The 24,226-nt window shown below is 50.5% G+C and carries 31 protein-coding genes; 27 read left to right on the top strand and 4 right to left on the bottom strand.

Annotated elements, in window-relative coordinates; translation table 11 throughout:
• Positions 1-25: 25 nt before the first annotated feature.
• Together Q1L85_RS09930 and Q1L85_RS09925 are read left to right on the top strand one after the other, a co-directional pair.
• A complete protein-coding gene (locus Q1L85_RS09930) occupies positions 26-1,276 on the top strand; it encodes a lipoprotein-releasing ABC transporter permease subunit (RefSeq protein ID WP_300426237.1) in 1,251 nt (416 codons plus the stop codon).
• Complete coding sequence (locus tag Q1L85_RS09925) at positions 1,269-1,952, top strand: ABC transporter ATP-binding protein (protein WP_300426236.1); 684 nt, start codon at positions 1,269-1,271, stop codon at positions 1,950-1,952. The genes Q1L85_RS09930 and Q1L85_RS09925 overlap by 8 nt, the downstream gene beginning before the upstream one ends.
• 3 nt (positions 1,953-1,955) lie before the next feature.
• Here Q1L85_RS09925 and Q1L85_RS09920 read toward each other — a convergent pair whose 3' ends face one another.
• Entirely contained in the window at positions 1,956-2,492 is a 537-nt protein-coding gene (locus Q1L85_RS09920; RefSeq protein ID WP_300426235.1) for a DUF2062 domain-containing protein, read from the bottom strand.
• Positions 2,493-2,549: 57 nt separating this feature from the next.
• Between Q1L85_RS09920 and Q1L85_RS09915 the strand changes: the two genes are divergently transcribed.
• The 8 genes from Q1L85_RS09915 to murB all read left to right on the top strand — a co-directional run bounded on the left by Q1L85_RS09915 (position 2,550) and on the right by murB (position 10,303).
• Positions 2,550-4,754, top strand: coding sequence for a DNA internalization-related competence protein ComEC/Rec2 (locus Q1L85_RS09915; RefSeq protein WP_300426234.1), 2,205 nt, complete (start codon positions 2,550-2,552; stop codon positions 4,752-4,754).
• A 79-nt stretch (positions 4,755-4,833) separates the two neighbouring features.
• The gene (locus tag Q1L85_RS09910) at positions 4,834-5,469 is read left to right on the top strand and encodes a MotA/TolQ/ExbB proton channel family protein (protein ID WP_300426233.1); all 636 of its coding nucleotides are present in this window, start codon (positions 4,834-4,836) and stop codon (positions 5,467-5,469) included.
• Entirely contained in the window at positions 5,466-5,888 is a 423-nt protein-coding gene (locus Q1L85_RS09905; RefSeq protein ID WP_300426232.1) for a biopolymer transporter ExbD, read from the top strand. Before Q1L85_RS09910 ends, Q1L85_RS09905 begins: the two co-directional genes overlap by 4 nt.
• Position 5,889: 1 nt before the next feature.
• Positions 5,890-7,650 carry a lipid A export permease/ATP-binding protein MsbA gene (gene msbA, locus Q1L85_RS09900; RefSeq protein WP_300426231.1) on the top strand — a complete coding sequence of 587 codons (1,761 nt, stop codon included), beginning with the start codon at positions 5,890-5,892 and terminating at the stop codon, positions 7,648-7,650.
• On the top strand, positions 7,634-8,617 hold the full coding sequence (gene lpxK / locus Q1L85_RS09895; protein WP_300426230.1) for a tetraacyldisaccharide 4'-kinase: 984 nt from the start codon (positions 7,634-7,636) through the stop codon (positions 8,615-8,617). Before msbA ends, lpxK begins: the two co-directional genes overlap by 17 nt.
• Positions 8,610-8,819 carry a Trm112 family protein gene (locus Q1L85_RS09890; RefSeq protein ID WP_300426229.1) on the top strand — a complete coding sequence of 70 codons (210 nt, stop codon included), beginning with the start codon at positions 8,610-8,612 and terminating at the stop codon, positions 8,817-8,819. Before lpxK ends, Q1L85_RS09890 begins: the two co-directional genes overlap by 8 nt.
• Positions 8,816-9,301: a low molecular weight protein-tyrosine-phosphatase gene (locus tag Q1L85_RS09885; RefSeq protein WP_300426228.1), complete on the top strand. Its 486-nt coding sequence runs from the start codon at positions 8,816-8,818 to the stop codon at positions 9,299-9,301. The genes Q1L85_RS09890 and Q1L85_RS09885 overlap by 4 nt, the downstream gene beginning before the upstream one ends.
• A gap of 3 nt (positions 9,302-9,304) precedes the next feature.
• Positions 9,305-10,303 carry a UDP-N-acetylmuramate dehydrogenase gene (murB, locus tag Q1L85_RS09880; RefSeq protein ID WP_300426226.1) on the top strand — a complete coding sequence of 333 codons (999 nt, stop codon included), beginning with the start codon at positions 9,305-9,307 and terminating at the stop codon, positions 10,301-10,303.
• On the opposite strand, the gene Q1L85_RS09875 is transcribed toward murB, so the two are convergent.
• From Q1L85_RS09875 to Q1L85_RS09865, 3 genes are read right to left on the bottom strand one after another with little or no spacing between them, the layout of a single operon-like run.
• Positions 10,288-11,163, bottom strand: coding sequence for a DMT family transporter (locus tag Q1L85_RS09875; protein ID WP_300426225.1), 876 nt, complete (start codon positions 11,161-11,163; stop codon positions 10,288-10,290). The genes murB and Q1L85_RS09875 overlap by 16 nt on opposite strands.
• A 12-nt stretch (positions 11,164-11,175) precedes the next feature.
• Positions 11,176-11,901 carry a UDP-2,3-diacylglucosamine diphosphatase gene (locus Q1L85_RS09870; protein ID WP_300426224.1) on the bottom strand — a complete coding sequence of 242 codons (726 nt, stop codon included), beginning with the start codon at positions 11,899-11,901 and terminating at the stop codon, positions 11,176-11,178.
• A gap of 12 nt (positions 11,902-11,913) precedes the next feature.
• Complete coding sequence (locus Q1L85_RS09865; protein ID WP_300426223.1) at positions 11,914-12,408, bottom strand: peptidylprolyl isomerase; 495 nt, start codon at positions 12,406-12,408, stop codon at positions 11,914-11,916.
• Positions 12,409-12,553: 145 nt separating this feature from the next.
• On the opposite strand from Q1L85_RS09865, the gene Q1L85_RS09860 reads away from it, so the two are divergent.
• From Q1L85_RS09860 to Q1L85_RS09785, 17 genes are all read left to right on the top strand, one after another.
• On the top strand, positions 12,554-14,227 hold the full coding sequence (locus tag Q1L85_RS09860; RefSeq protein ID WP_300426222.1) for a glutamine--tRNA ligase/YqeY domain fusion protein: 1,674 nt from the start codon (positions 12,554-12,556) through the stop codon (positions 14,225-14,227).
• A gap of 3 nt (positions 14,228-14,230) precedes the next feature.
• Positions 14,231-15,610, top strand: a complete 1,380-nt coding sequence (gene cysS, locus Q1L85_RS09855; protein WP_300426221.1) for a cysteine--tRNA ligase — start codon at positions 14,231-14,233, stop codon at positions 15,608-15,610.
• Positions 15,611-16,070: 460 nt separating this feature from the next.
• Positions 16,071-16,391 carry a hypothetical protein gene (locus Q1L85_RS09850; RefSeq protein WP_300426220.1) on the top strand — a complete coding sequence of 107 codons (321 nt, stop codon included), beginning with the start codon at positions 16,071-16,073 and terminating at the stop codon, positions 16,389-16,391.
• Positions 16,392-16,490: 99 nt separating this feature from the next.
• Entirely contained in the window at positions 16,491-16,850 is a 360-nt protein-coding gene (locus Q1L85_RS09845) for a hypothetical protein (RefSeq protein WP_300426219.1), read from the top strand.
• A gap of 136 nt (positions 16,851-16,986) precedes the next feature.
• Complete coding sequence (locus Q1L85_RS09840) at positions 16,987-17,847, top strand: DUF1444 family protein (protein WP_300426217.1); 861 nt, start codon at positions 16,987-16,989, stop codon at positions 17,845-17,847.
• A gap of 445 nt (positions 17,848-18,292) precedes the next feature.
• Entirely contained in the window at positions 18,293-18,571 is a 279-nt protein-coding gene (locus Q1L85_RS09835) for a hypothetical protein (protein ID WP_300426216.1), read from the top strand.
• 450 nt (positions 18,572-19,021) lie between these two features.
• On the top strand, positions 19,022-19,438 hold the full coding sequence (locus tag Q1L85_RS09830; protein ID WP_300433027.1) for a hypothetical protein: 417 nt from the start codon (positions 19,022-19,024) through the stop codon (positions 19,436-19,438).
• Between the two features lie 71 nt (positions 19,439-19,509).
• Positions 19,510-19,917, top strand: coding sequence for a hypothetical protein (locus tag Q1L85_RS09825; protein WP_300433025.1), 408 nt, complete (start codon positions 19,510-19,512; stop codon positions 19,915-19,917).
• 76 nt (positions 19,918-19,993) lie between these two features.
• Positions 19,994-20,278, top strand: a complete 285-nt coding sequence (locus Q1L85_RS09820; RefSeq protein ID WP_300433023.1) for a YrhB domain-containing protein — start codon at positions 19,994-19,996, stop codon at positions 20,276-20,278.
• Between the two features lie 112 nt (positions 20,279-20,390).
• Positions 20,391-20,837 carry a DUF4240 domain-containing protein gene (locus tag Q1L85_RS09815; protein ID WP_300433021.1) on the top strand — a complete coding sequence of 149 codons (447 nt, stop codon included), beginning with the start codon at positions 20,391-20,393 and terminating at the stop codon, positions 20,835-20,837.
• 108 nt (positions 20,838-20,945) lie between these two features.
• Positions 20,946-21,221 carry a hypothetical protein gene (locus tag Q1L85_RS09810; protein ID WP_300433019.1) on the top strand — a complete coding sequence of 92 codons (276 nt, stop codon included), beginning with the start codon at positions 20,946-20,948 and terminating at the stop codon, positions 21,219-21,221.
• Positions 21,203-21,430, top strand: a complete 228-nt coding sequence (locus Q1L85_RS16745; protein ID WP_373914849.1) for a GNAT family N-acetyltransferase — start codon at positions 21,203-21,205, stop codon at positions 21,428-21,430. Before Q1L85_RS09810 ends, Q1L85_RS16745 begins: the two co-directional genes overlap by 19 nt.
• Before the next feature lie 151 nt (positions 21,431-21,581).
• On the top strand, positions 21,582-22,358 hold the full coding sequence (locus Q1L85_RS09805; protein WP_300433017.1) for a DUF1963 domain-containing protein: 777 nt from the start codon (positions 21,582-21,584) through the stop codon (positions 22,356-22,358).
• 68 nt (positions 22,359-22,426) lie between these two features.
• Positions 22,427-22,858 carry a hypothetical protein gene (locus Q1L85_RS09800; RefSeq protein ID WP_300433015.1) on the top strand — a complete coding sequence of 144 codons (432 nt, stop codon included), beginning with the start codon at positions 22,427-22,429 and terminating at the stop codon, positions 22,856-22,858.
• 100 nt (positions 22,859-22,958) lie between these two features.
• Positions 22,959-23,408: a hypothetical protein gene (locus tag Q1L85_RS09795; protein WP_300433013.1), complete on the top strand. Its 450-nt coding sequence runs from the start codon at positions 22,959-22,961 to the stop codon at positions 23,406-23,408.
• A gap of 76 nt (positions 23,409-23,484) precedes the next feature.
• Positions 23,485-23,730, top strand: a complete 246-nt coding sequence (locus Q1L85_RS09790; protein WP_300433011.1) for a hypothetical protein — start codon at positions 23,485-23,487, stop codon at positions 23,728-23,730.
• A 90-nt stretch (positions 23,731-23,820) separates the two neighbouring features.
• Positions 23,821-24,147: a hypothetical protein gene (locus tag Q1L85_RS09785; RefSeq protein WP_300433009.1), complete on the top strand. Its 327-nt coding sequence runs from the start codon at positions 23,821-23,823 to the stop codon at positions 24,145-24,147.
• Positions 24,148-24,226: the final 79 nt, after the last annotated feature.

Below are 24,226 nucleotides of genomic sequence, written 5' to 3'. Positions count from 1 at the left end.
TGCAACAGGCTGATGTTCTGACCTTATGTTATCGACAAGCTCGCGGCTACCTATCTGGATTGGTCTTCGCTATCTGGCGGCCAAACGTCGCAATCACTTTATTTCTTTTATTTCTATGTCTTCCATGGTCGGAATGACCCTGGGAGTGGCTGTGCTGATTCTGGTGCTGTCCGTTATGAATGGCTTTGACCGGGAGCTGCGGGAGCGAATTCTGGGCATGGTGCCGCATGCCGTACTCTATCAGTATGGCGGCGTTGATGACTGGCAGGTACTGGCAACCCGGGTAGAAGGGCTCCCCGGCGTAGCTGCTGCTGCACCACTGACCCGTCTGCAGGGCATGTTGGGCTACGGTGGTCGGGTTCAGGGCAGTATGATCACAGGTATTGACCCCGGAGCTGAAGAGCGTGTGTCGATTCTGCCGCAGCATATTACGGCAGGTAGTCTGAACGACCTGGTCGCGGGTGAATACGGCATCGTGCTGGGAGAGTTGCTGGCCAAACATCTTCAGGTTGGGGTGGGTGACAAGGTGACTCTGATGTTGCCGGAAGCCACGCTCTCTCCTGCGGGCGTTCTGCCGCGCATCAAGCGCCTCAATGTCGTCGGGATTTTCTCAGTCGGCGCAGAACTGGACGCCAATCTGGGTGTGATTCACCTGGAGGATGCACGCAAACTGGCCAGGCTTGATGCTCAGGCACAGTCGCTCCGGGTGAAATTCGATAACCTGTTCGATGCTCCGCGTGGCATCTGGGAAATTGTCGATCGCCTCGATGGGCGCTTCAGCGGAACCGACTGGACGCGCACGCACGGTAATCTGTTTCAGGCAATCCGCATGGAAAAAACCATGATCGGTCTGCTCCTTCTCATTATTGTTGCTGTGGCTGCGTTCAATATCATTTCAACACTGGTCATGGTGGTGACTGATAAACAGTCTGATATCGCGATTCTCCGGACTATGGGAGCCAGCCCACGTACTGTGATGGCCATCTTTATGGTGCAGGGCCTTTCTATTGGTGTCGTCGGAGTCGTGCTGGGTACATTGTTGGGGATCGCGGGCGCATTAACGATATCTGAGCTGGTCGCCGCGGTTGAGCGCCTGTTTAATTTCCAGATCCTGAGCGCAGACGTGTACTTTATTTCTTATCTGCCGAGCGAACTGCAGTGGCTGGATGTAATGATTGTCGTTTCTGCGTCACTGACGATCAGTTTCCTGGCAACACTGTATCCATCTTACCGCGCATCCCGAGTTCAGCCAGCAGAGGCCCTACGTTATGAGTAAATATGTACTGGAAGCTCATGGGCTGACCAAAACCTACACCACCGGCCCTCAGGCCGTGACCGTCTGGGAAGACATCAACCTGACCGTCTCTCCGGGTGATTCAGTTGCCATTGTCGGCGCGTCTGGCTCAGGGAAAACATCTCTGCTGAATGTACTGGGCGGTCTGGACACTATGGATGGAGGCTCGGTTCTGATCAGTGGTCAGGACATCGGCGCGATGTCTGAGCGTGAAAGAACTGCGCTGAGAAACCGCGACGTTGGTTTTGTTTATCAGTTTCATCACCTGCTTCCGGAATTTACGGCGCTTGAGAACGTGATGATGCCTCTGTTATTGGGAGGCATGAGCCGGGTAGAAGCGGCAGAGCGGGCGGAAGAATGTCTCAGCCGGTTGCGAATGGCAGAACGCGGTAGCCACAAGCCCTCAGAACTGTCGGGGGGGGAACGTCAGCGAACGGCCATCGCGCGTGCACTGGTGAACCGCCCGAAGCTGGTGTTGATGGATGAGCCGACAGGCAACCTTGATCAGGAAACGGCTTCCGAAGTAGAAAATCTGATGGCAGAGCTGCGACGCTCGGTCGATACCGCCTTTATTACCGTCACCCACGACCGTGAACTGGCAGGGCGCATGGCCCGGGTTTATCGTCTGGTCAACCGACAGCTGGAATCCGCTGATTAAGCGTTATTTCTCAGTCTCATTACGGCGCTGGCGGATAAGCTGGCGCTTTTTCCAATTGTGAGCCACATGCATGCGCCAGGCGAGGTGCATGGCAAAATAGGCGATTACAGACAGCACCAGACCTGCGGCAAGAGAGCCGACAAATAATGGAGCCCACAGGGCGCCCAGTTCATTAAGCACCCACTGCAGCGACAGTTCTATCGAAAATTCGTTGGAAGGTGTCCCCAGCATCCAGCTTCCAAGAAGATACGTGCCGTAGAAAATAGGCGGGATGGTGACCGGATTACTGATCCACACCAGGCCGATCGAGATAGGCACATTGGCGTTGACGTAAAAGGCCAGAAAGGCTGCAATTCCCATCTGAAAGGGCACGGGCAGAAAGGCGGTGAATACGCCGACAAGGAAGGCACGGGCCACTGCACGCCGGTTGATATGCCACAGATTCGGTTTGCTGAACAGAGGGGCAAGAAACTTCAGGGAGCGGTTGCGCTTTACCTGATCCGGCGAAGGAAAGAATCTTTTTAAAAGCTTTTTAGGCATGCCCACCGCCGGTTCTGATATGCGCGGGAATTATGCCTGCTACGCCATGGAGAGGCAATGCACCTTCTGATCTTAGTCGCGGTAATTTCAGTGGTTTGCGGCACACTGCTGCCATTTCAGAACGCCTGCCTCCTGGCGGGGGTTCTGGCTGCGGTCTCTGTACGCGTATCATCATATCGATGGTTGCTTCTCGTGGTCGCTGTCTCTTCAGTATGGGGCAGTTTTTTCACTTCGCAGCGGGTTGCACTTCTTTTACCTGAGGAGATCAGTGGCGAGCGTTTTAAGGTGGCTGGCTGTATTACGGAACCTGCGATGGCCAGCCCGACGCTTCGTTCCGGACAGACGGTCCTGCGCTTCGTTCTTTCACCTCAGTCAGTGACCTTCCGTGGTGATCCTGTGGCCACGGGCGACCTGCGCCTGAGCTGGTACAACCCCGGGGTCGAAAGTTTTCTGGCCGGTGACTGCATTGACGCCGAAGTGACACTCAAGAGTCCCCGCAATATCGAGAATGATCTCGCCTTCGACTATGAACTCTGGCTGATGCGGGAAGGCGTGACAGCGACAGGGTATGTACGCAGTCTTGATTTTACTCAGCAGCTGTCCAGAGGCTCCCCGTCAGAGACTCGCTTATCTGATAACACAAAAGCGTGGATTGACGGCCTGGTGTTCGGAAAACCCGATGCGTTTACTCCTCACCAGTGGCGTCTGGTGCGCAATACAGGCACCCTGCATGTTCTTGTGGTCAGTGGGCTGCACGTCGGGATGGTCGCCATGGTGGCATTCGTCCTGGCCTCCGCGCTCGTGCGGTTATTACGTGTCGTTGGTATCCGCACGGGTACCTATGGGCATTGGATCGCACGGATGGCAGCGGTTGCGATGACAGGAGGTTATGTTCTCGTCGCGGGCAGTGGTATCGCACTGATACGGGCCTGGTTATTAGCGACCCTGCTGATGCTGTTGTGGGGTGCGGCCCGCCAGATCCGGTTTGCGCAGGTGCTCAGTCTGGTGATGCTTGTCACCCTGATCGCAGCCCCCTTGCTATGGACATCCGCCGGGTTCCTTTATTCTTTCGTGGCCGTCTATGCGTTAATTCTGTTGTTGGAAGGGCGTCGCAATGGCGTTGTTGGTCCCTGGATGGTGCCGCAGTTTGCTGTGATGGCGGGGCTGGCGCCGGTGATGATGATCTGGGGACAGCCGCTGGGGGTTGTTCACGTCATCGCAAACACCCTGATCATTCCGCTGATTTCTTTCTGCATTCTGCCGCTCAGTCTTCTGCTCAGTGTCTATGAATCTGAATGGGCTGATACCGCAATGCAGTATCTTTCAGATCTGTTCTGGCAACTTCAGACTTTGTTTGACGCCTGGTCGTTGCCGGCGATTCTGCCAGGGGCTGTCTGGGTTCTGCCCTGGATTGCATTGGTGTTGCTCTGGAGGGCTGGCCTTCACTGGGCGCATTGCGCGTTGGGGCTGGCTCTGTTCACGCTTGCCGCGCACGAGCTTACAGATCAGACGTCGAAGCTGTGGCTGTTTGATGTCGGGCAGGGGCAGAGTCTGATGGTCCGGGATGCCGGGAGAACACTGGTCATCGATACGGGTGCTGCGTATTCCCCTGACTTCAGCATGGCATCTGCCGTGGTTATTCCGTGGTTAGAAAAGTCGGGAGCCGAGTCTCTTGATCTGCTGGTGATTTCGCATTCGGATAACGATCATGCCGGAGGTCTGGATACACTGCTTGCGCAGTACCCGGCAGTCGTGCGCCTTGCTGGTCAGCCAGCGAGGCATCAGGCGTGGCATTTTCAGGATTGTCATGAACGTGGCCTGTTGGCCTTGTCTGACAGCGTTTCGCTGAAATTCTTTTCACTCCCTGAGGCACTTCGCCGCAATGACAATGATCACAGTTGTGTTCTGCAGCTCAATTATTATGGGCGACGGGTTCTGATTCCGGGCGATATTACAGCGCAGGCAGAGGCGGCTCTGGTGGATCTGTACGGTGACGACCTGCAGAGCGACGTACTTGTGGCCGCTCATCATGGCAGCCGGACGTCAAGCGCTGAGGTTTGGTTGGATACGGTCGCCCCTGCGGAAGTCTGGATCAGCAGTGGCTATAAAAACCGCTATGGGCACCCGCATACCGAAGTTCTGCGCCGTTTGAAAGAGCGGAATATAAGGCTCTTTCTGACGGCTGAATCCGGGTTTCTGTCGATTGATGCGGACGGCCATCGGGACTGCGGACGCTGTGGTTGGGTACCATGGTGGCGCTGAGTTGATCTGCGGGGATTTTTCAGTCTGTAACCATGTGCTAGAGTAGCGCGCAAATAATAACTGGCAGGAGACGCTGGATATGCTCGAGATCATCCAGAGTGGTGGTTGGATGATGGTGCCGATTATCATCGCTTCCGTATTGGCACTGGCAATTACAATTGAACGTTTCTGGACGTTGCGCGCTGCGAAAATCGCTCCGCCGGATCTGTTAGCGCAGGTTTGGGGATGGATGAAAAACAAGCAGCTCGATGCGACCCGTATCCGTGAACTTAGTTCTTCCAGCCCGCTGGGGCGTGTGCTGGCGGCGGGGCTGATTAACAGCCGTCACGGTCGTCAGATCATGAAAGAGAGCATTGAAGAAGTCGCTTCGCACGTGATTCACGATATGGAACGGTATCTGAATGCACTCGGAACAGTGGCGGCAGTGGCACCTCTGATGGGCCTGCTGGGCACGGTTATCGGTATGATCAAAGTCTTTGCTGAAATCATGGCTCAGGGAACAGGGCAGGCGAATCTGCTGGCTGGTGGTATCTCCGAAGCTCTGATTACGACGGCAGCGGGTCTGGTTGTCGCTATTCCTGCACTTATCTGTCACCGCATTCTTCAGCGTCGCGTTGATGAAATCGTCGTGTTTATGGAGCAGGAAGCGATCAAACTGGTCGATGTGTTGCACGGTGATCGTGAAGTAGCTGACTCCGGGGAGCGCGGCGAGTGAACTTCAAGCGGCAAAGCCGTGAAGAGGTGTCAGTTAACCTGACGCCTCTGATCGACATTGTATTTCTGTTGCTGATCTTCTTTATGGTGTCGACCACGTTCACCAAAGAAAATCATCTTAATATCAGCCTGCCAGAGGCCTCGGCATCGGCAAGTGACGAGATCCCGCAGTCGATTGATATTCTGATCTCCGAGAGCGGAGAGTACAGCGTGAATGGCCGGAGTCTGGTCAATACGCAGATTGATACGCTGAAAAGCGCAATGACTCAGGAACTGAACGGACGTGACGCGGCGCCAGTCGTGATCACTGCAGATGCCCGCACGACTCACGAGTCGGTTGTCAGGGCGATGGATGCTGCAGGCCAGCTGGGATTGGTCAACCTGAGCATCACAACCCGTCAACCAGGTAACGGCAGATAACATGTCCGCAAAACCCAAAGCAGGCGCACTTTATCGTCGCCTGCTGACTTATGTCTGGCCCCATAAGTTTATCTTTCTGATCAGCATCATCGGCTTTGCGATGTTTGCTTCATCCGCACCTCTGCTTGCCCATTTGATGGGCGTGGTAGAAAACACCCTCAGAGACACCACCCAGGAAAATATTATCTTCCTGGTGACGGCACTGATCGGGGTTTACCTGTACCGGGGAATCGGGACGTTTCTGGGTAAATATTTCACTGCCATGGTCGGGCGGGAAGTTGTACACGCGCTGCGTACGGATCTGTTCGGGCGGATGCTGCGTCTGCCGAGCCGCTACTATGATTCTGAGTCGACCGGACGGCTGATTTCCCGGGTGATTTTTGACGTCGAGCAGGTCAACGGCGCAAGCACAAAAGCGGTAACGACCGTCATTCAGGAAGGTCTCACTGTGATACTTCTCATGGGGTATCTGATCTGGCTGGATTACACGCTGACCGGGATTTTTCTGGTGATTGTGCCTGTCATCGGACTTCTGGTGTCTCAGGCGAGCCGGTTTTTCCGCCGCTACAGCCGTCGTATTCAGAAGTCGATGGGTGACGTGACACAGGTAACCAATGAGTCGATCAGTGGCTATCGCGAAGTGCGCACGTATGGCGCGACCGAATTCGAAGAAAAGCGGTTTCAGAAAGCCAGTGATGAAAACCGCAAACAGGTGATGAAGTTTGCGCTGACCAATGCGATTAACGTCCCGCTGTCACAGCAGGTCATTGCGGTTGGTCTTGGCGTGATGGTGTATCTGATGTTTCAGCGGGTTGCCGCAGGGCAGATGACCGCAGAAGCCTTCCTGCAGTTTATTACTGCGGCGTCTCTCATAGCTAAGCCGATGCGTGCCCTGACAGACATTAACTCAATCATCCAGAAAGGTCTGACTGCCGCTGAATCTGTGTTTGCTATCCTCGATGCCGAGATCGAAAAAGATGAAGGCACACACCATCCGGGGCGCTGCCAGGGGCAGGTCACATTTGATCAGGTCCGCTTCCGCTATGATAAAGCCGCCTCAGAGGCCCTGAAGGGCATTGACCTGGAAATAAAGGCCGGGACATCGGTGGCGTTTGTTGGTAAATCCGGAAGTGGTAAAACCACACTTGTGAACCTTCTGCCACGCTTCTACGATGCGACGGAAGGACGCATTCTGATCGACGGTCAGGATATCCGCGACTTTACACTCGAAGCACTGCGCGATCAGATCGCCATCGTCAGTCAGCAGGTCACTCTGTTCAATTGCAGTATCCGTGACAACATCGCCTACGGCTCGCTGCAGGATGTGACAGACGAGCAGGTTGAAGCTGCAGCGCGTGCGGCACATGCCCATGAATTTATCGAGCGCCTTGAACATGGCTATGACACGCAGGTAGGTGAGAATGGCCTGATGTTATCGGGTGGTCAGCGTCAGCGGATCGCCATTGCCCGGGCTCTGCTGAAAAATGCTCCGATCCTGATTCTGGATGAAGCGACATCCGCACTGGACACAGAATCTGAGCGACACATTCAGGCAGCCATGGAAGAAGTGATGAAGGGTCGCACGACACTCGTGATTGCCCATCGTCTGAGTACGATTGAAAACGTTGATCGTATTGTCGTTATCGACGGCGGCAATATCAGTGAGCAGGGTTCACACACCGAACTGCTGGAACGTCAGGGCGCCTACGCACAACTTCATCAACTTCAGTTTGTGGAAGCCGAGGGTGTCCCACGGGTCTGAGCGCGGCCTGGCCGCGCGTATTGAATACAACTGGTATCACTCTGCTCGTGGCAACCTGTGGCTGCTGCCATTGTGGTTGTTGTTCGTTGCTGTCAGCGGCCTGCGCCGGCTCTTTTACCGGTTATTTCCGCCCAGCGGCCAGATTACTCCAGTACTGGTCGTGGGTAACATTGCAGTCGGCGGAACGGGTAAAACTCCCCTTATTCAGTACCTTGTGGCGCGTTCGTCGGCGCTTGGACTGCGTCCTGGCATTGTTTCGCGTGGCTATGGAGGAAAGGCGGATTCGTATCCTCTGAAGGTGTCTGCTGACACGCCCGTTGAGGAGAGCGGCGATGAGCCGCGCCTTCTGCTCGCGTCAGGTGCTCCAGTGGTTGTCGACCCTGTGCGCAGTCGTGCCGTTGCTGAACTGGAGCATGAGGTCGATATTATTTTTTCTGATGATGGTCTCCAGCACTACGCCATGGCGCGGGACGCTGAAATTGTCGTCAGCGACCACACCCGGGGTTTCGGTAATGGCTGGCAGTTGCCCGTCGGCCCATTGCGAGAGCCCATCAGTCGGCTGAAGCAAGCAGATCTGTATCTGGTGAATGGTCAGGACTTTACGATCGTTGCGGACTCGCTGGTCGACATTATCTCTGGTCGGGAAGAATCTCCCGACTTTCTGCGCGGTCAGACCGTCCATGCTGTGGCAGGCATTGGCAATCCGCAACGCTTTTACACGACCCTGCGGGAAGCAGGCGTGCAGGTAATTGAGCATCCATTCCCGGATCATCATGCCTTCGTTGCAGACGATCTGAAGTTTGATGACGGTCTTCCGGTCGTCATGACCGAGAAAGACTGGGTAAAATGTAGCGGCTTTGCGCCGTCTGGCAGCTGGTACCTGAAAATTTCAGCAGTACCCGGCCCGGAGGCGCGAACTCAGATAGACAATCTTCTGAAGACATTGGGAAAACGAAATCATGGATAAACAACTTCTCAGCATGCTGGTCTGTCCGCAGTGCAAGGGTAAACTCAAGTACGACCGTGACGCAGCAGAGCTGATCTGTACCTTCGATGGGCTGGCTTATCCGGTACGCGACGGTGTGCCTGTCATGCTTGAAGGCGAAGCCCGCAAGATGAGTGAAGAAGAAAAGCTCGACAAAGCTCAGGGTAACAGCGGTCAGGCATGATACGCGTTCTTTTCGTCTGCCTCGGCAACATCTGCCGTTCGCCGACCGCGCACGGTGTTCTGTTGGGACGTCTTGAAGAAGAGGGGCTCTCGACGCAGGTCCAGGTCGACTCCGCGGGCACGGCTGAATGGCACACCGGAAAAGCACCTGATCCACGCTCACAGGCGGCAGCAAACGATCGGGGTGTCGATATCTCAGGGCTGCGTGCGCGCCAGGTCAATGAAGATGACTTCCACATCTTCGATTATATTCTCGCGATGGATCGCTCGAATTTCAGCGATCTGATGGAAATATACGAGCGCACAGGTGGCACCCGGCCCAAGTTGTTTCTGCGGGCGTTTGGTCGCAGCTTTGATGAACACGAAGTGCCAGACCCTTATTACGGGGGCGAAGCTGGCTTCCGTCATGTTCTTGATCTGATCGAAGATGCCTGTGACGGCCTGATTGCCGACATTCATCAGACTCTCGCCGGAAAGCCCTGACACATGCTGCAGCAGCACTTTCCACTTACCGACCGCAATACCCTCAGGCTCGTATCAGAAGCCTCTGCCTATGCTGGGTTTCGCAGCCTTGCGGAGCTGATTCAGTTGCAGGGCTACGCGACCCGGGCGCAACTTCCTCTGAGAGTGCTGGGCGGTGGCAGTAACGTACTGCTCAGTGAGAAAGTTAATGCGCTGGTAGTGCAGTCAGAATCCTGCCGGATTCAGCTTGTGATGCAGAACGACGAGGTCAGCCTCGTTGATGTTGATGCAGGAATGAACTGGCACCAGTGGGTAGAGCAGAGCATAGCCTTTGGTCACGGCATCGAAAATCTGGCGCTGATTCCAGGTACGGTAGGTGCCGCACCGGTGCAGAACATCGGAGCTTACGGGGTAGAAGTCGGCGAATTTATTGATTCTGTGACTGGCTATCAGCTCAGTACGCGTCAGTTGCGTACGTTCAGCGCAGCTGAGTGTCGTTTTGGGTATCGTGATTCGGTATTCAAACGTGAGTTACGCAATGATTTTGTGATTCTGAGAGTCAGGTTCCGCCTGCCGCGCAGATTCTCTCCTGTGGTCAGCTATGCACCACTGAACTTGCTGAACGCGGCAGAAATCACACCAGCCTCCCTGATTCAGGCCGTCACTGACATCAGAATGAGTAAGCTGCCCGACCCCGCGATCGTGCCCAATGCGGGGTCGTTTTTTCAGAACCCTGTCGTCAGTGACGAGTGTGCACGGCAGTTGGCCGCCCGGTATCCCGATCTGCCTGTCTATGCACAGCCGCATGGTGCTAAGTTAGCCGCAGGCTGGCTGATCGACCAGTGTGGTTTTCGTGGCAAGCCTTTTGGTCCCGTGGCTATGTACGAAAAGCAGGCACTGGTACTCACCACGTCAGCGGGTGCGACTCTGGCAGACGTCCGCGCACTACAGAAACGCGTTCAGGATTCAGTGTACGAAAAATTTGGTGTCTGGCTGGAGCCAGAACCTCAGTTGTTTGCCTGACGCGAACAGATCACCAGAAGAATGCCTCCCAACACCAGTACCGATGACGCTACGAAGGTCAGGGTAACTGGCTCTGCAGAAAAGATCAGCCCTCCGGCCGCGGCAAGCAGAGGCACAGAAAGCTGCAGAACCGCGGCCTGACTGATGTGCAGGTGTGGCAGGACGCTATACCAGATGGCATAACCTGCGCCCGACGCCAGGGCTCCGGAAGCCAGAGCCAGCCAGACCCCCGTACTGGAAATATCTACCCATCCGCCAGCCAGAGATACCATTGCAATCAACAGTGCAGGGACGGTCGCACGGGAGAAATTGCCCGCTGTTTCGGCAACGGGCTCCAATGCGTTGCGCCCGCGCAGTGTATAGCTTGCCCAGGCAATGCCTGACAGGGCCATCAGAGCGAATCCGTAAAGCGAAGGCGCTGAAGCACCGGGTACCAGAAGCAGGCTCATACCACAGAACGCCAGCAGCAGGCCGAGCCATTCTCCGATGCTGAGCTGTTCGCCCTTAATCAGGCTGGTCAGCACCATGGTTATCTGTACTGAGCCAAAAAGAATCAGGGCCCCCGCGCCGGTATCCAGCGAAATATAGGCGTACGAAAAAGCAACGGCATAGCCCAGCAGAGCCAGTGAGGATAACCAGCTACCTGCGCTTTGGGGCGGGCCAGAGCGCTTTGTTCGCCATTGGAACAGCTGCAGAATAATCACCAGAAATACAGCACCGGCCGCAATTCTGATGAAGGTGAAACTGGCGGGGTCAATCGTCTGGTCTTTGAGGGCGATCCGGCAGAGAACCGAATTGCCTGCAAATGCGACCAGTGCCACTAAGGTCAGTACACTGGTCTGAAGTCGCTTTGAAAGCATGAGGTGTCCGGGTCAGAACCCGAACTTCTCCAGTACAGGTTTGCTTCCCGCCTGCCAGCGGATCAGCCAGCCGTGGTCATCGCCCCAGTCTCCGAGAACAATGCGTTCGCGCGCTTCGCCATGGTGCTCCCAGCGGTGCGTATCCGGCCGGTGAGTGTGACCATGAATCATGCGGCTGACGCCAGCCTCCGTCAGAGCTTTATCCACTTCTTCCGGTGTAACATCCATGATGTCATCGGCTTTCATCTGTTGTCCGGCTTTGCTCTCTGAGCGCACCTGGCGGCCGAGTGCAACACGCTCCGGGATCGACTTCGATAATACCTCGGCAATCCACGCAGGGTTGCGGAACACCTGACGCATTTTCATGTACTCGACGTCGCGGGTACACAGGCTGTCGCCATGCAGCAGCAGGGCACTGTCATCGCCTACGTGTATCACAGAACCTTCTGCCATCATGCGGCCACCGCAGTCAGCGGCGAATGTGTCTCCCATCAGGAAATCACGGTTGCCGTGCATAAATACAACGTCTGTGCCTTTGTTGCTGAGGGCTTTCAGTGACGATTTGATCTGCTCGACTAAGGCATCGCTGTAGTCATCACCGATCCAGACTTCGAAAAAATCACCGAGAATGTACAGGGCTTCAGCATCGGTAAGCCGGTCCAGCAGACCGAGGAAACCCTCGGTCATTGCTGGGCGGTCTGCCTGCAGGTGCAGGTCAGAGATAAAATAGTGAGTCATCAGTCAGCTATATCACTCAACGATTTCAGCTTTCTCAATGATCACGTCTTCAGCAGGCACGTCCTGGTGACCCATGACGGTGGTGGTGCGGACGCCCTTGATGCGGTTAACCACGTCCATGCCTTCAACCACTTTACCGAACACGGCGTAGCCCCAGCCCTGCATATCTTTACCGGTGTGGTTCAGGAATGCATTGTCAGAAACGTTGATGAAGAACTGCGCGCTCGCTGAGTGCGGGTCCATGGTGCGTGCCATTGCCAGAGTGCCGGCGTCATTGGCCAGACCGTTATCCGCTTCGTTCTCAATCGGCTCGCGGGTTTCTTTCTGTTTCATGCCAGGCTCCATACCGCCGCCCTGGATCATAAAACCGTCGATCACGCGGTGAAAAATAACACCGTCGTAGAAGCCATCTTTTACGTACTGTTCGAAGTTTGCAGCGGTTTTAGGCGCCTTCTCGTGGTTCAGTTCAACTTTGATGTCACCAAAATTGGTTTTCAGCAGAATCATAATCAATCTCTGTTGGTCGTCGGCTATCCCTTACGGGGTTCGTGCGCGTATAATACCGGCTTTTTTATGGGCTGACATGGCCGCCGCGCAACTCTGTGGCAGGTCAGACCGTTTTTGCCCGATTTCTGTACAGATACGGAACGCTATGACTGAATCAACCGCACCTGCCAGCAATAACTTTATCGCTAAGATCATTCAGGAAGACCTCGACGCCGGTCGTGTCAGCTCGGTCGTGACCCGCTTTCCGCCTGAGCCCAATGGCTACCTGCATGTCGGACACGCAAAATCTGTGTGCCTCAACTTTGGCGTAGCAGAGCAGTTCGGCGGTGCCTGCAACCTGCGTTTCGATGACACCAACCCTGAGAAAGAAAGTCAGGAGTTTATCAACGCGATCAAAGACGACATCACCTGGCTGGGCTTCAACTGGGCCGGCGAGATTCACTACGCGTCTGATTACTTCGACCAGCTGCACGACTGGGCTGTTGAACTGATCAAGACTGGTAAAGCCTACGTCTGCGATCTGAATGCCGAGCAGGCTCGTGAATACCGTGGGACTCTGACCGAAGCGGGCAAAAACAGCCCGTTCCGTGATCGTAGCGTTGAAGAGAACCTCGACCTGTTCGCGCGTATGCGTGCTGGTGAGTTCGACGAAGGCGCAAAAGTACTGCGCGCTAAGATCGACATGGCATCGCCCAATATGAACCTGCGCGATCCGATCATGTACCGTATCCGCAAGGTGCATCACCACCAGACGGGCGACAAATGGTGCATCTATCCAACGTACGATTTTACCCACGGTCAGTCTGATGCCATCGAAGGCATTACCCATTCCGTATGTACGCTGGAATTCGAAGACCACAAGCCACTGTACAACTGGTTTATCGAGAATCTGCCAGTACCAGCACAGCCAAAGCAGTACGAATTTGGCCGTCTGAACCTCGATTACACAGTGACGTCCAAGCGTAAGCTGAAAGCTCTTGTAGACGAGCAGGTTGTTTCCGGCTGGGATGACCCACGTATGCCAACTATCTCAGGCATGCGCCGTCGCGGTTTTACCCCAAGCTCAATCCGCACCTTCTGCGACATGATCGGTGTGACCCGCAGTGACGGTATGGTCGATGTTGCCATGCTCGAACACGCCGTGCGCAGCGACCTGAACCAGAATGCACCGCGTGCGATGGCTGTACTCAAGCCATTGAAAGTCGTGATTGAAAACCTGGCAGAAGATCACAAAGAACTGCTGTCTGCGCCGTTCCATCCTGAACTTGATCTCGGTTCGCGTAACATTCCGTTCACCAGTGAACTGCTGATTGACCAGGACGACTTCAAAGAAGAGTACAGCAAGAAGTTTAAGAAGAAGTTCACCCCGGGTAACCGAATCCGCCTGCGTTTTTCTTACGTGCTTGAATGTACAGGCTACGAGAAAGACGACGCAGGTAACGTTACCCTGGTGCGCGCCAACCTGATCGAGAACACCCTGGGCCTGGACCCTGAAGACGGCAACAAGCCAAAAGGGGTTGTGCACTGGGTATCTGCGACCGAATGCAAAGAAGCCGAGCTGCGCCAGTACTCGCGCCTGTTCACCAGCGCCACCCCTGACAAAGAAGAAGGGGATTTTATGGAGCACGTGAATAAAGACTCATTGGAAGTCATCACCGCCTACATCGAACCTGCGTTGGCCGCAGTCAATGCAGAAGCTAATTTCCAGTTTGAGCGTGAAGGCTACTACGTGGCGGATCGTTTTGATCACACTGCTGATAAGCCCACATTCAATCTCACTATCGGACTTCGCGAAGATAAGTCCCTGACACAAGGTTAAGTCATGACGTTAAAAATATTTAACACCCTGACCCGACAGAAAGAAGAATTCAAACCACTCGTACCCGGCAAGGTCGGCATGTATGTGTGTGGAATGACCGTCTACGACTTCTGTCACCTGGGGCATGCCCGAGCATTTTTGGCGTTTGATCTTATTGTGCGTTATCTGCGTCATAAGGGTTTTGACGTAAATTACATCCGAAATATCACCGACATTGACGATAAAATCATTAACCGTGCAAATGAAAATGGTGAGCCATTCCTCGAATTAGTTGAACGTTTTGCTACTGCGATGAATGAAGACTTCGACCAGCTAGGAATGGGGCGCCCGTCTTCAGAGCCTCGGGCGACTGGTCATATTGGCGACATTCTTCGTTTAATCGAAACACTGATTGAAAAAGGCTATGCCTACGCCGCCGACAATGGCGATGTATATTATCGTGTGCGTAAGTTTGATGGTTACGGAAAACTCTCTGGCAAAGTGCTTGATGAGCTGGAATCCGGAGCTCGTGTCGAAGTCGGCGATGTTAAAGAAGATCCGCTGGATTTCGCGCTTTGGAAGGGTGCGAAAGCAGATGAGCCACACTGGGAGTCGCCATGGGGCATCGGTCGGCCGGGCTGGCATATAGAATGTTCAGCCATGTCGACGTGCTGCTTAGGTGACACCTTCGACATTCACGGCGGTGGTCCGGACCTCAAATTCCCTCATCACGAGAACGAAATTGCCCAGTCTGAAGCCGCGACCGGTAAGACCTATGCGAACACCTGGATTCACGCCGGTGCGCTGCGCTTAGGTGCGGAAAAAATGTCCAAGTCACTGGGCAACTTCTTTACCATCCGCGACATTCTGGAGAAGTACAACGGCGAGACCGTGCGTCTGTTTCTCATATCTAGCCACTACCGCTCGCACGTCATGTACGTTGAAGAGCACCTACAGGAAGCTCAGGTAAAGCTGGAACGTTTCTACAATGCGTTGCAGAATGCTGGTGTTTCCTCAGACTCGGACACTAAGGACATCGACAACGAGTTCTCTGTACGCTTCCATGCCGCCATGGACGACGATTTCAATACGCCAGAAGCCCTTGCGGCCCTGTTTGATCTGGTACGCGAAGTGAACAAAGCAAGTGAGTCTGAAAAGGCCGCACTGGCCAGCCAGCTGAAATACCTCGGTAGCGTACTGGGTATTTTGCAGGCTGAGCCTCAGGACTTCCTGCAATCAGGTGCCGGTGACGAAGCAGAATGGATTGAAGAAATGATCCAGAAACGTCTCGAAGCCAAAAAAGCTAAAGACTTCGCAACCGCTGATGCGGTACGTGACGAGCTGGCAGCGAAGGGCATTGTGTTGAAAGACGGACCAGAGGGAACAACCTGGTCGAAGTCATAAGATTCAGAGCGACAAGCAACATCAAAACGCCGGGCAACGCCCGGCGTTTTTGTGTGAAAATCTGGCCGCAGTAGGATCAACTTCTCTCATGAAAAACACATGGATGAATAAACAGTATATTTCGGTATCTGTTCAATACAATGCGCGTTTTCAGGATCAAAGCAAAATGAGCAAGCACGCCATGAAGCTTATCAACAAAAAATAGCCTATATAAATAATATAGTTATAATCAAGCCCGGCGCGATAATGTGCCAAATGTAAAGATGCCTCCGGTGTGTAAATGAACACGCACGCTTTCACGCTGGCAAAAGGCGTCGCCTCAGGCACTTTTCATAGTGGTGCTAGGGGGTTATGCTCGAAATATTGAAAGGGACAGGGGTGTGTAAATGAGCACGCTCACGAATAAACTGTTAAGCATCTTCGTGATTGTGCCATCATAACCATGAATATGGGATCGTAAATGGATAGAACACCTTACAATATGGCTTTTGCGTGCTTCGATTGCCGCAAATCATTTAAACGGGAATTTGTTCTAACCGATGGAGTTCCGCTTGAAATGAAGTGTCCTCATTGCGGAGGGGTAGCTCATAATCTGGGGCGTCACTTTAAAGCGCCGAAGAAGGGCGATCTAAAACAGTGGCAAAAGGTGAGGTTTTTGTTTGATCACGGGTTTAGATTTCAAAAGATACGTGTAGGCCCGAAAGATAAGGATACTGTTCCATATCCAGATACACTTGAACAGGCCAAAGAATTTGTCGTCAAGTACAAGAATATGCGATAAAAGTAGGTCCAAATGCATAACAATCGCATGCAGTGGAGCAGCCTACGTTCCGCCCACTGATGCGGGCGTTATGCGCCATAGCTGGTGTAGTTCAATTAAATGGAAAAAATGCTAGAAGAACCTGAATATACTTTTGCTGTTTTACCTGCAGGGGCGAGCAGCTCTCAATATCCTGAGTCTGAGGATGATGGCGTGTATGTGCCAGAAAGTATTGCGGAGTGTATATTTGGAGTTGCTAAAGCATATAGGCTACAGTTTTCTGCCCACATGCCGGAAAATGTAAGTCTAAGATGGGAATACAATCAATCTGAGATTCAATGGGTAATTGAAGAGTTTAATTTTCTAAATGAACTATTAAATGATGAAGTTCTAAATAGCTACATCATTCAGCTAATTTATCTTTGTAAAAAAGTTCTGCGCAGTCAGAACAGATTAGCTCTAATAGTTGAAGGCCCATAATGCGCATAACAAGGCGCAGCAACGGACTGTCAAACCTTTCACTTTTTGTGCAGCTGCGCAGCACAAAAACCGCCAGTTTCGCCAGCCGCTGTGCGCGGCGTTACATGTATTTAGATAACCAGGAATTGGATGAATAATGAAAAGAATAGTTATACTTTCTTTCATATGTTTTTTTGTCGGTAATAGTTTTGCTGATGAAATTATAAGTGAAAAAGAGTTTGCTCAAAGGTATGTGAACGCGATTTCTTCGAAAATAGAGGGAGTTAAAGCTGAAATTAAAGGACATCTAGAAGTCGAGGTGACATACAGTGATGGAGAAGAATCTACAACATACCTTGATAACGCCTACAAAAATTATCGTTCAAGCCCATATGAGCTAGACGTTGTAATCGAAAGCTATAGCAAAGCACTAATGCAAAGTAACTCCGACGTTAAAGTTAAGATGGAAAAGAGTCATATCTTTCCCGTTATTAAAGATATCGAGTACATTGCGCAGATAACTGCACTGATGAAAAGAAATGAGAGTGATGGAGAATTTCCCTTCTATTACGAAAAACTAAATGAGGTGCTATATATTCTTTACGCTATTGATACACCGTCTTCTATCAAGTATATGCCGAAGGAAGACATAGCCAAGCTAGGTGTAAAGGAAGAAGAATTAAAAAGTCTCTCTATGGCCAACTTGAAGAAGGCTATACCATCAGTACAGATCGAAGGTGACCCGTCAACTATCTCGATGATTGTGGCTGATGGTACTTATGAAGCATCTTTTTTACTTTATGACGACCTTTGGACAAAGGATAATTTCCCTGTTAATGGAGATATAGTTGTTTATGTACCATCCAGAGATGTGGTGCTTGTTACAGGCTCTAACGATGTCGAAGGCCTAAAAAAAGTTAGAAGTATTGTGTATAACCCTGAAAATCAGTGGTCTCATATAGTCTCTGAAGTAGGCTTTGTTCGAAAAGGTGATAAATGGATAGAGTTCAACATGTAACAAGCAAAGGCAGCGGATAAACCGCTGCTTTGGGCGTTACTACTGCTTATGAATACAGGTCAAACTCTGAAATCGTTGTTGCCAGCTTTACTCATGCCGATCGTGATCTCGGTTGTAGCCGTTTATTCTTCGTATTGGTTTAAGTTTGCGAATGCTATTTTTTCATCTCAGTTTCTATGGGTAATTATTTCGGCAATTGTAGGGGCGTACTTTTTTAGCAATGTTGTTATTCAGTCACCTACAAAGAAGTTGCTGGCGTGGTTGGCTTTCGCAGCTTACTTAATATTTGCCATCTTTTGGACAAGCTTGATTTCTGCGTGTAGTTTGGGAGACTGTCTATGATTGGCATCAGTAACAAGCGGCCGTTGAGGCCACTGAAAAGCGTGGCGGGACGCGTAAAAAGCGCGCGCCCAAAGGCCGGGCGTTATGTTTTTAGGGATAAACCGTGGAAGATTTTATAAAAGTGCTATTTCAAATGGATATTAATAGAGGTATAGCGATCCTGGCTGTTCTTGGTTTTGGGGTATTCGCAATCGTAAAGGTGTTCTCTCACATGAAAGAAGGCTTTGGCACTTTTAATGTGCGAATAACCGGTATCGTTATAGTTGCTACATTTGCAAGTATATTGGCGGTTCTGAACCCAAGCTCTGAGTCTGCTGCGATAGGTATCCTTGGTGCGATTGCAGGTTATCTATTTGGGTTTGGTACAGAGAATAAGCAATAAAAACATAATAAGGCGCTCAAGCAAGGACGCAGCAAAGCTGCGCCGCTTAGCTTGGCGTTAAATGTATCTATGAATATACGTAAGATTATCAGTGGATTGCTTTTTGCATTCACCGTGACGTTATTTGGGCTCTCATTCAGTTCTTACTGGGATGCCTTGTTAGTCGGGCAAAAAATTCCAGTGACGATAGATTACTTAATCGATGTAGGGTTCATATCAGCTACAGTGCTTTGGTTCTGGATGCTGGGGAATTTTTTCCAGTCAGGTCCTAAAAAAGCTCGTGTTGCTATCGGATTTGCTATGTTATTTTTTAACATCGTGGCCGCTCCAATATACTGGTTAACTTACTATGTACGTCAGTCAAACACTTAACAAGCGCAGGCAAAATCGCACACTTCGTGTGCTGGACTCGCAACAAGTTGCTCGCCTTTGCTGCGGGCGTTACACGTCATGAAAAGAACGATTGCAATATTGCTAATACTATTTCCATTTTTCTGTTCAGCAGAAGATAACTTCTTGCACATGATGGTACAGGGCAAGTATATACTTGTTGGTAAAGTACTAGATTCAAACGCAACCTACCACGGCAAAGTTGAGATCGCAGATAATAAAGGCAAGCTAGTGGTGGTTCGTGAAATAAATGGCAGATGCACCAAAGGTATTGCGGCAATTGAATCCGCACTGAATGGTGACGCAAAGGTGCTTCGTATTAGATTCAAAGAAAGTGAAATCAACTTTGAGCAAACTTGTATGGTAGGCAGCGACCTAGACAATTATGCTAGAATCAGCTGCTATTTATATCAACCTAAAATACGTACTATGCAGCCAGGTTTAGAGGTCCTATTTTATGACCATACTGCAAAATAATCGTGTAACAAATCAAGCAAGAGGGACGCCGAAAATCGGCGCCTCTTCTTGAACCGTTAGCACTACATAACATGGACATCGAATATCTTAAGAAGAAGCGCCAGCTGAATGTTCAAGAGCAGAATGCCTTGGAAAAGCATCGGATTTATCAAGAGGCGTCTTACTGGCGAAAGAATGGCATTCCGAAAGGGCTTACCATTGCCTTGGAGGAGAAAGGTGTAGATACAGCGAAAAGCATATTATTACAGTACGAACAGGATTTCCCTGGCGTGAGTACAGACGAAGGAATTATTCTTACTCCAGATGCGAGATTCTACGAATTTGAAATGGATTTAGATGAAAATCGCAGTAAGGTAATCGAGCTCTATCTTTGGGACGATGTTACTTCTAAAGTAGAAATTAATGAACATAAGCCCGGTACGGGCTCGACCTGGGGATTCTTGGCATTAGAAGTTCTTCACGAGTTAAATCGGTGCTAACAAGCCAAGGAAAAATCGCCCTTTGGGCTGGACGCGCTTACGCGCGCCTTTGCTTGGGTAGGATCAGGGTCCCAGTATGAATAGAGAAGACGCACAGAAACTCGTAGAGTCCGAAATTTCTCGTATTCAAGATCCGCATGACCCGATAGAATGCGTTGTGCTTGAAGATGAGACCATTGAAAAGTCTTGGGGCTGGGTGTTTTTCTACCAGAGTAAGGCCTATTTAGAATCTAGTGATTTTCGACACATGGTTTGCGGAAACGCTCCATACATAGTAAATCGAGAAACTGGTGCAATTACCGTAACTGGCACAGCACATGATATAGAGCACTATATAAATGAATACGAAGCAGCGTTGTAGTCCAACACATAACAAACCGCTGAAATTCGTTACGGCCACAAGAAAAAGCGTGGCCTTCACTAGGACTCACTTCGCTCGCCTTCTGGTGGGGCGTTGTGCATAGGGAGAATTCATGACTGAAGCAGCATTTTGGATGATTATTGCACTTTTTGATTGGAGTCATGAGGGAAATGATGAAGCCGTTATTGAGCCGGCGGTAATTGAACTTTCAAAAAAGTCGATAGATGAAATTTTTCAGTTCGAAGAGATACTAGCTCAAAAGCTTCATGCGTTGGATAATCGCGCTCATGCGAAGGAGATTGGTGAAGAATCGTATATCAATGAAAACGAGTATTTTTCACCTGACTCATTTCTTTACTCGAGGTGTGTTGTAGTTGCTAACGGCCAGGATTTATATAGTGAAGTATTAAGTAACCCAGAGTCGTTCCCGAAGGATATGGAATTTGAATCTTTATTGTATGTCGGTTCTTCCGCATACGAGCGAAAGACCGGGAAGGAATATAATCACGTAACGACGCTAAGCTATGAAACTTACTCAAACATAGCTGGTTGGAAGTAATGCATAACAAGCGGCCGTTGAAGCCACTGAAAAGCGTGGCAGGACGCGCAAAAAGCGCGCGCCACAAGGCCGGGCGTTAGGCTCTTATCACTCCGCATGGAAGCCGATGTGAATTTTGAATTTGATACCTCAGAAAACCTTAAGATTGTAGATTCTGAACTTACCGAGATTCTGAAAGAAGTCTATGTAGATGGAGGATTCACAGATTCGGAACTTGCAGAAGAAATATTTGAAGCAACTGCGGTACGAGATAGGGGGGCCATCTTTGGTATTCGCAATCGAGAGAGCTTTGAGCTTGCGAGCATAGCGATTTGGGCCCGCCTGGTTCAAAGGCAAGTCGACTCGCAAAAGACGGAGAGGTCGAGATGCAGTTGCTTGGTGTAAGGTCTAAGTTTCGTGGCCAAGGATTAGGTAAGCGCCTAGTGGCTCAAGCGATTGCAGAGGCAAGAGCAGACTGTTGCTCTAAAATGGTGTTATGGACTCAGCGATCCATGGTTGCGGCGCATCACCTTTACGAGTCTAATGGGTTCTTGCAAGTTGGAAGTTTCGAGCGTAATGGACGAGAGTTCTTGGTCTACTCGATCAATCTATAGCCTAACAATGCCAAGCAGTTCGGTCGCTTCGCTCCCTTGGACAGCCTTGGTGTGCGCCCATTTGCACATGGCTACGCCATTCAAGCACAAATGGGCACACACCAAGGCTGCCGCTGTTGGCGACGTTAGCTGTCAAAAATGGATCAGGTGAATGATGAATATCTTCAATATATTCAAGAAAAAGGAATCTGAGTCTTCACCCAAAGAAAACTGGGAGAGTCTCAAGCCGATATTAGAGTCACATAGAAGGGTGGCTTGGTTCCCGAACACATTAGAAAAAGCCTCTAACCCTACGTCTTCAAAATTTTCTGGTGTTCCAGCGATTTCGAGAGATGAAAAGTGGCCTTGTTGTAGCAACTGCAATGAGCCTATGCAGCTATTCTTACAGTTAAACTCTCAAGAGCTCCCTGCGACGGAGAAAAATTTGTTCGGAGAGGGAATGCTGCAAGTTTTTTACTGCACAAACTGGGATAAAGAATGTGAGGTTAACTGTGAAGCATTCTTTCCTTTTTCAAAGAGTACTTTAGTAAGAGTTGTTGACTATAAAAGTGAAGTAATAGCGTCACCTGATTTAAGCCCCGTCAAAGATGCCTTTCCGGAAAGGCAAATAATAGGCTGGGAATCAAAGGAAGATTACCCCAATTGGGAAGAGCTTGAAAATTTAGGGGTAACGTTGACCGATGCGCAAAGTGATTTGCTTTGTGACATGGAGTACCCCCTACCGAAGGATAAGCTTCTTGGCTGGCCATATTGGGTGCAGGGGGTTGAATATCCCGATTGTCCTGAATGTGGAACACCCATGAAACTCATTTTCCAAATAGATTCAGAGGATAATCTCCCATATATGTTTGGAGATGTAGGCTGCTCACATATAACACAATGCGAGAGTCACAAAGATAAACTCGCAATTGCATGGGCATGCAGCTAACAAACGCGTCAATTAGGACGCTCGCAAGCTCGCGCCCATTACGCGGGCGTTAGCAGGATTTGGTGGTCATGCCTATGGATGAGTTCCGACTGAAGTTTGACAGTCCTGATGGAAGATATTCTGTTTTAGTTGAAAATGATGGAGCCTCATGTTGGGCTTACCTAATTGAGTCTGATCGTGGGAATATCCTGAAAGATGTATTTTTATATAGCCCGATTGAGTCCCGGGAAGATTTCAATAAGGTAGCAATGGCTGAAGGAGCTACGCCAGTATTGATAAATAGATACGCTTCTGAATCCGCAATCATTGATTCACTTGATACGTCCAGTCTAAAGATTGGGTGGTCGTCTACTTCCGGCAGCTTTTCAATCCTCTACAGAGACAGTCCAATCGCTGCTGTATACGCGGATCATCAGCGCGGATTTTCGAAGGCATTGATAGGAAGCTCCGGATTCGGAGAGGAGTGGGATGAAAATCGCTATAAACAGAACTTTCGTTGAAGCTGCTAACAAACCGCTGAATTTCGTTACGGCCACAAAAAGTGTGGCCTTCACTAGGACTCGCTTCGCTCGCCGTCTAGCGGGGCGTTAGCTACTTATCATGAATCAAGACAATAGAAAGCAATTTCAGGAGATGTGGGTAGAGGCAAAGGCTGAGATTCGAACTTGGTCGCCAAAGAAATCCTTTTTGAGGGAGTTCTTTATGTTTAGACCCAAGATTTACAAAAGGCTGAGGTGGTTTACTTCAGATGAATTGGAAATGGCGAGATCTGTTTCTCCCATGATGCTAGATTGCTTTGAAACATTTGGTGTCTGTGACATAAATGAAAGTTTTAAGATCCGCTCCCCAGAGCCTTCTACAAGCAATAGTAAGTTTATTAAAATAGGAAGCTTCTCTGGTTGCGGCAAATCCGGAGACATTGGTTTTCTTTCAGATGATCAAAAGCCTGGGCAAATCTATATTGAAAATAAAAAGAGTGCCGAGTTGGAGCTAATATCAGAGTCATTGGAGCTTCTTTTTATAATAGTAGCAAGTGAGGAAATAAGGTAGCAGATCACCCGCCGTCTAGCGGGGCGTTAATGGTCATATGAAGAACTTCGTTATATTCGTTCAGGGGGAGCCTTACATGTTTGAAGTTAATGGTAAGGTTCAGAAAGCTGGTTTTTTCGCAACGCGTCGGATTGAGGCTGATACAGAATACGAGGCAGCTCAAATTGTAATTCATCAGCTAAAAGTTGAACTTGAGTTGTGTGCAGATTCTACTCTAATTTTCGGTGTCGAACCTGAGCTAGAAGTAAAGATGACTCATGAAATGCCAAAGGAGCACAAGAACATATATTCGGGTTTCACTTACTATCCAATTGAGGAGTAAAGACCATTAACAAGGCAATAAAAAATCGCCCAGAAAAAGCGTGGGCAGGACTCGCTAGCGCTCATCGTTTAGCGGAGCGTTAATAGCCAGATGATGACCAAATACATTATTCCAGCATTGCTTTTGCTTTCTCTTACACTGAACTGCTACCTGTACCTTCAGTCAAGTAAATGGCAAACGGCTTGGGTGGAGCAATTTGTCACCACTAGCGAGATAGAGTCTATGCTGAGAGAGCTGGCGCCAGATGTTTCGTATGGTCGTATCGCCAAAGATGTAGCGGGAGCAGTCCCAATCGAAGCAACAGCGGAGGCGCAACGCGCTGGATTAGACCCAAATGCATTGCAGATCGGCAGCACTACATTACTGTTCAAAAAAGGATATTACGCAGGCAGTAAAGCGGCACTGCCAGACCATTAACAAGACTGAGTACGCGACAAGCACGTGTCATCGGCGATAGCCCTCCGAGTTACCCATAAAAATTAGACACCTCTCTACT

Source organism: uncultured Thalassolituus sp. (assembly GCF_950066645.1).
Classification (GTDB): Bacteria; Pseudomonadota; Gammaproteobacteria; order Pseudomonadales; family Oceanobacteraceae; genus Thalassolituus.
This window is presented reverse-complemented; position numbering and strand designations above follow the sequence as displayed.

Coding starts and splice junctions, on each gene's coding strand:
- Q1L85_RS09930 (WP_300426237.1), top strand. CDS start 26: ATGTTATCGACAAGCTCGCGGCTACCTATCTGGATTGGTCTTCGCTAT.
- Q1L85_RS09925 (WP_300426236.1), top strand. CDS start 1,269: ATGAGTAAATATGTACTGGAAGCTCATGGGCTGACCAAAACCTACACC.
- Q1L85_RS09920 (WP_300426235.1), bottom strand. CDS start 2,492: ATGCCTAAAAAGCTTTTAAAAAGATTCTTTCCTTCGCCGGATCAGGTA.
- Q1L85_RS09915 (WP_300426234.1), top strand. CDS start 2,550: ATGCACCTTCTGATCTTAGTCGCGGTAATTTCAGTGGTTTGCGGCACA.
- Q1L85_RS09910 (WP_300426233.1), top strand. CDS start 4,834: ATGCTCGAGATCATCCAGAGTGGTGGTTGGATGATGGTGCCGATTATC.
- msbA (WP_300426231.1), top strand. CDS start 5,890: ATGTCCGCAAAACCCAAAGCAGGCGCACTTTATCGTCGCCTGCTGACT.
- Q1L85_RS09890 (WP_300426229.1), top strand. CDS start 8,610: ATGGATAAACAACTTCTCAGCATGCTGGTCTGTCCGCAGTGCAAGGGT.
- Q1L85_RS09885 (WP_300426228.1), top strand. CDS start 8,816: ATGATACGCGTTCTTTTCGTCTGCCTCGGCAACATCTGCCGTTCGCCG.
- murB (WP_300426226.1), top strand. CDS start 9,305: ATGCTGCAGCAGCACTTTCCACTTACCGACCGCAATACCCTCAGGCTC.
- Q1L85_RS09875 (WP_300426225.1), bottom strand. CDS start 11,163: ATGCTTTCAAAGCGACTTCAGACCAGTGTACTGACCTTAGTGGCACTG.
- Q1L85_RS09870 (WP_300426224.1), bottom strand. CDS start 11,901: ATGACTCACTATTTTATCTCTGACCTGCACCTGCAGGCAGACCGCCCA.
- Q1L85_RS09865 (WP_300426223.1), bottom strand. CDS start 12,408: ATGATTCTGCTGAAAACCAATTTTGGTGACATCAAAGTTGAACTGAAC.
- Q1L85_RS09860 (WP_300426222.1), top strand. CDS start 12,554: ATGACTGAATCAACCGCACCTGCCAGCAATAACTTTATCGCTAAGATC.
- cysS (WP_300426221.1), top strand. CDS start 14,231: ATGACGTTAAAAATATTTAACACCCTGACCCGACAGAAAGAAGAATTC.
- Q1L85_RS09850 (WP_300426220.1), top strand. CDS start 16,071: ATGGATAGAACACCTTACAATATGGCTTTTGCGTGCTTCGATTGCCGC.
- Q1L85_RS09845 (WP_300426219.1), top strand. CDS start 16,491: ATGGAAAAAATGCTAGAAGAACCTGAATATACTTTTGCTGTTTTACCT.
- Q1L85_RS09840 (WP_300426217.1), top strand. CDS start 16,987: ATGAAAAGAATAGTTATACTTTCTTTCATATGTTTTTTTGTCGGTAAT.
- Q1L85_RS09830 (WP_300433027.1), top strand. CDS start 19,022: ATGAAAAGAACGATTGCAATATTGCTAATACTATTTCCATTTTTCTGT.
- Q1L85_RS09825 (WP_300433025.1), top strand. CDS start 19,510: ATGGACATCGAATATCTTAAGAAGAAGCGCCAGCTGAATGTTCAAGAG.
- Q1L85_RS09820 (WP_300433023.1), top strand. CDS start 19,994: ATGAATAGAGAAGACGCACAGAAACTCGTAGAGTCCGAAATTTCTCGT.
- Q1L85_RS09815 (WP_300433021.1), top strand. CDS start 20,391: ATGACTGAAGCAGCATTTTGGATGATTATTGCACTTTTTGATTGGAGT.
- Q1L85_RS16745 (WP_373914849.1), top strand. CDS start 21,203: ATGCAGTTGCTTGGTGTAAGGTCTAAGTTTCGTGGCCAAGGATTAGGT.
- Q1L85_RS09805 (WP_300433017.1), top strand. CDS start 21,582: ATGATGAATATCTTCAATATATTCAAGAAAAAGGAATCTGAGTCTTCA.
- Q1L85_RS09800 (WP_300433015.1), top strand. CDS start 22,427: ATGCCTATGGATGAGTTCCGACTGAAGTTTGACAGTCCTGATGGAAGA.
- Q1L85_RS09795 (WP_300433013.1), top strand. CDS start 22,959: ATGAATCAAGACAATAGAAAGCAATTTCAGGAGATGTGGGTAGAGGCA.
- Q1L85_RS09790 (WP_300433011.1), top strand. CDS start 23,485: ATGTTTGAAGTTAATGGTAAGGTTCAGAAAGCTGGTTTTTTCGCAACG.
- Q1L85_RS09785 (WP_300433009.1), top strand. CDS start 23,821: ATGATGACCAAATACATTATTCCAGCATTGCTTTTGCTTTCTCTTACA.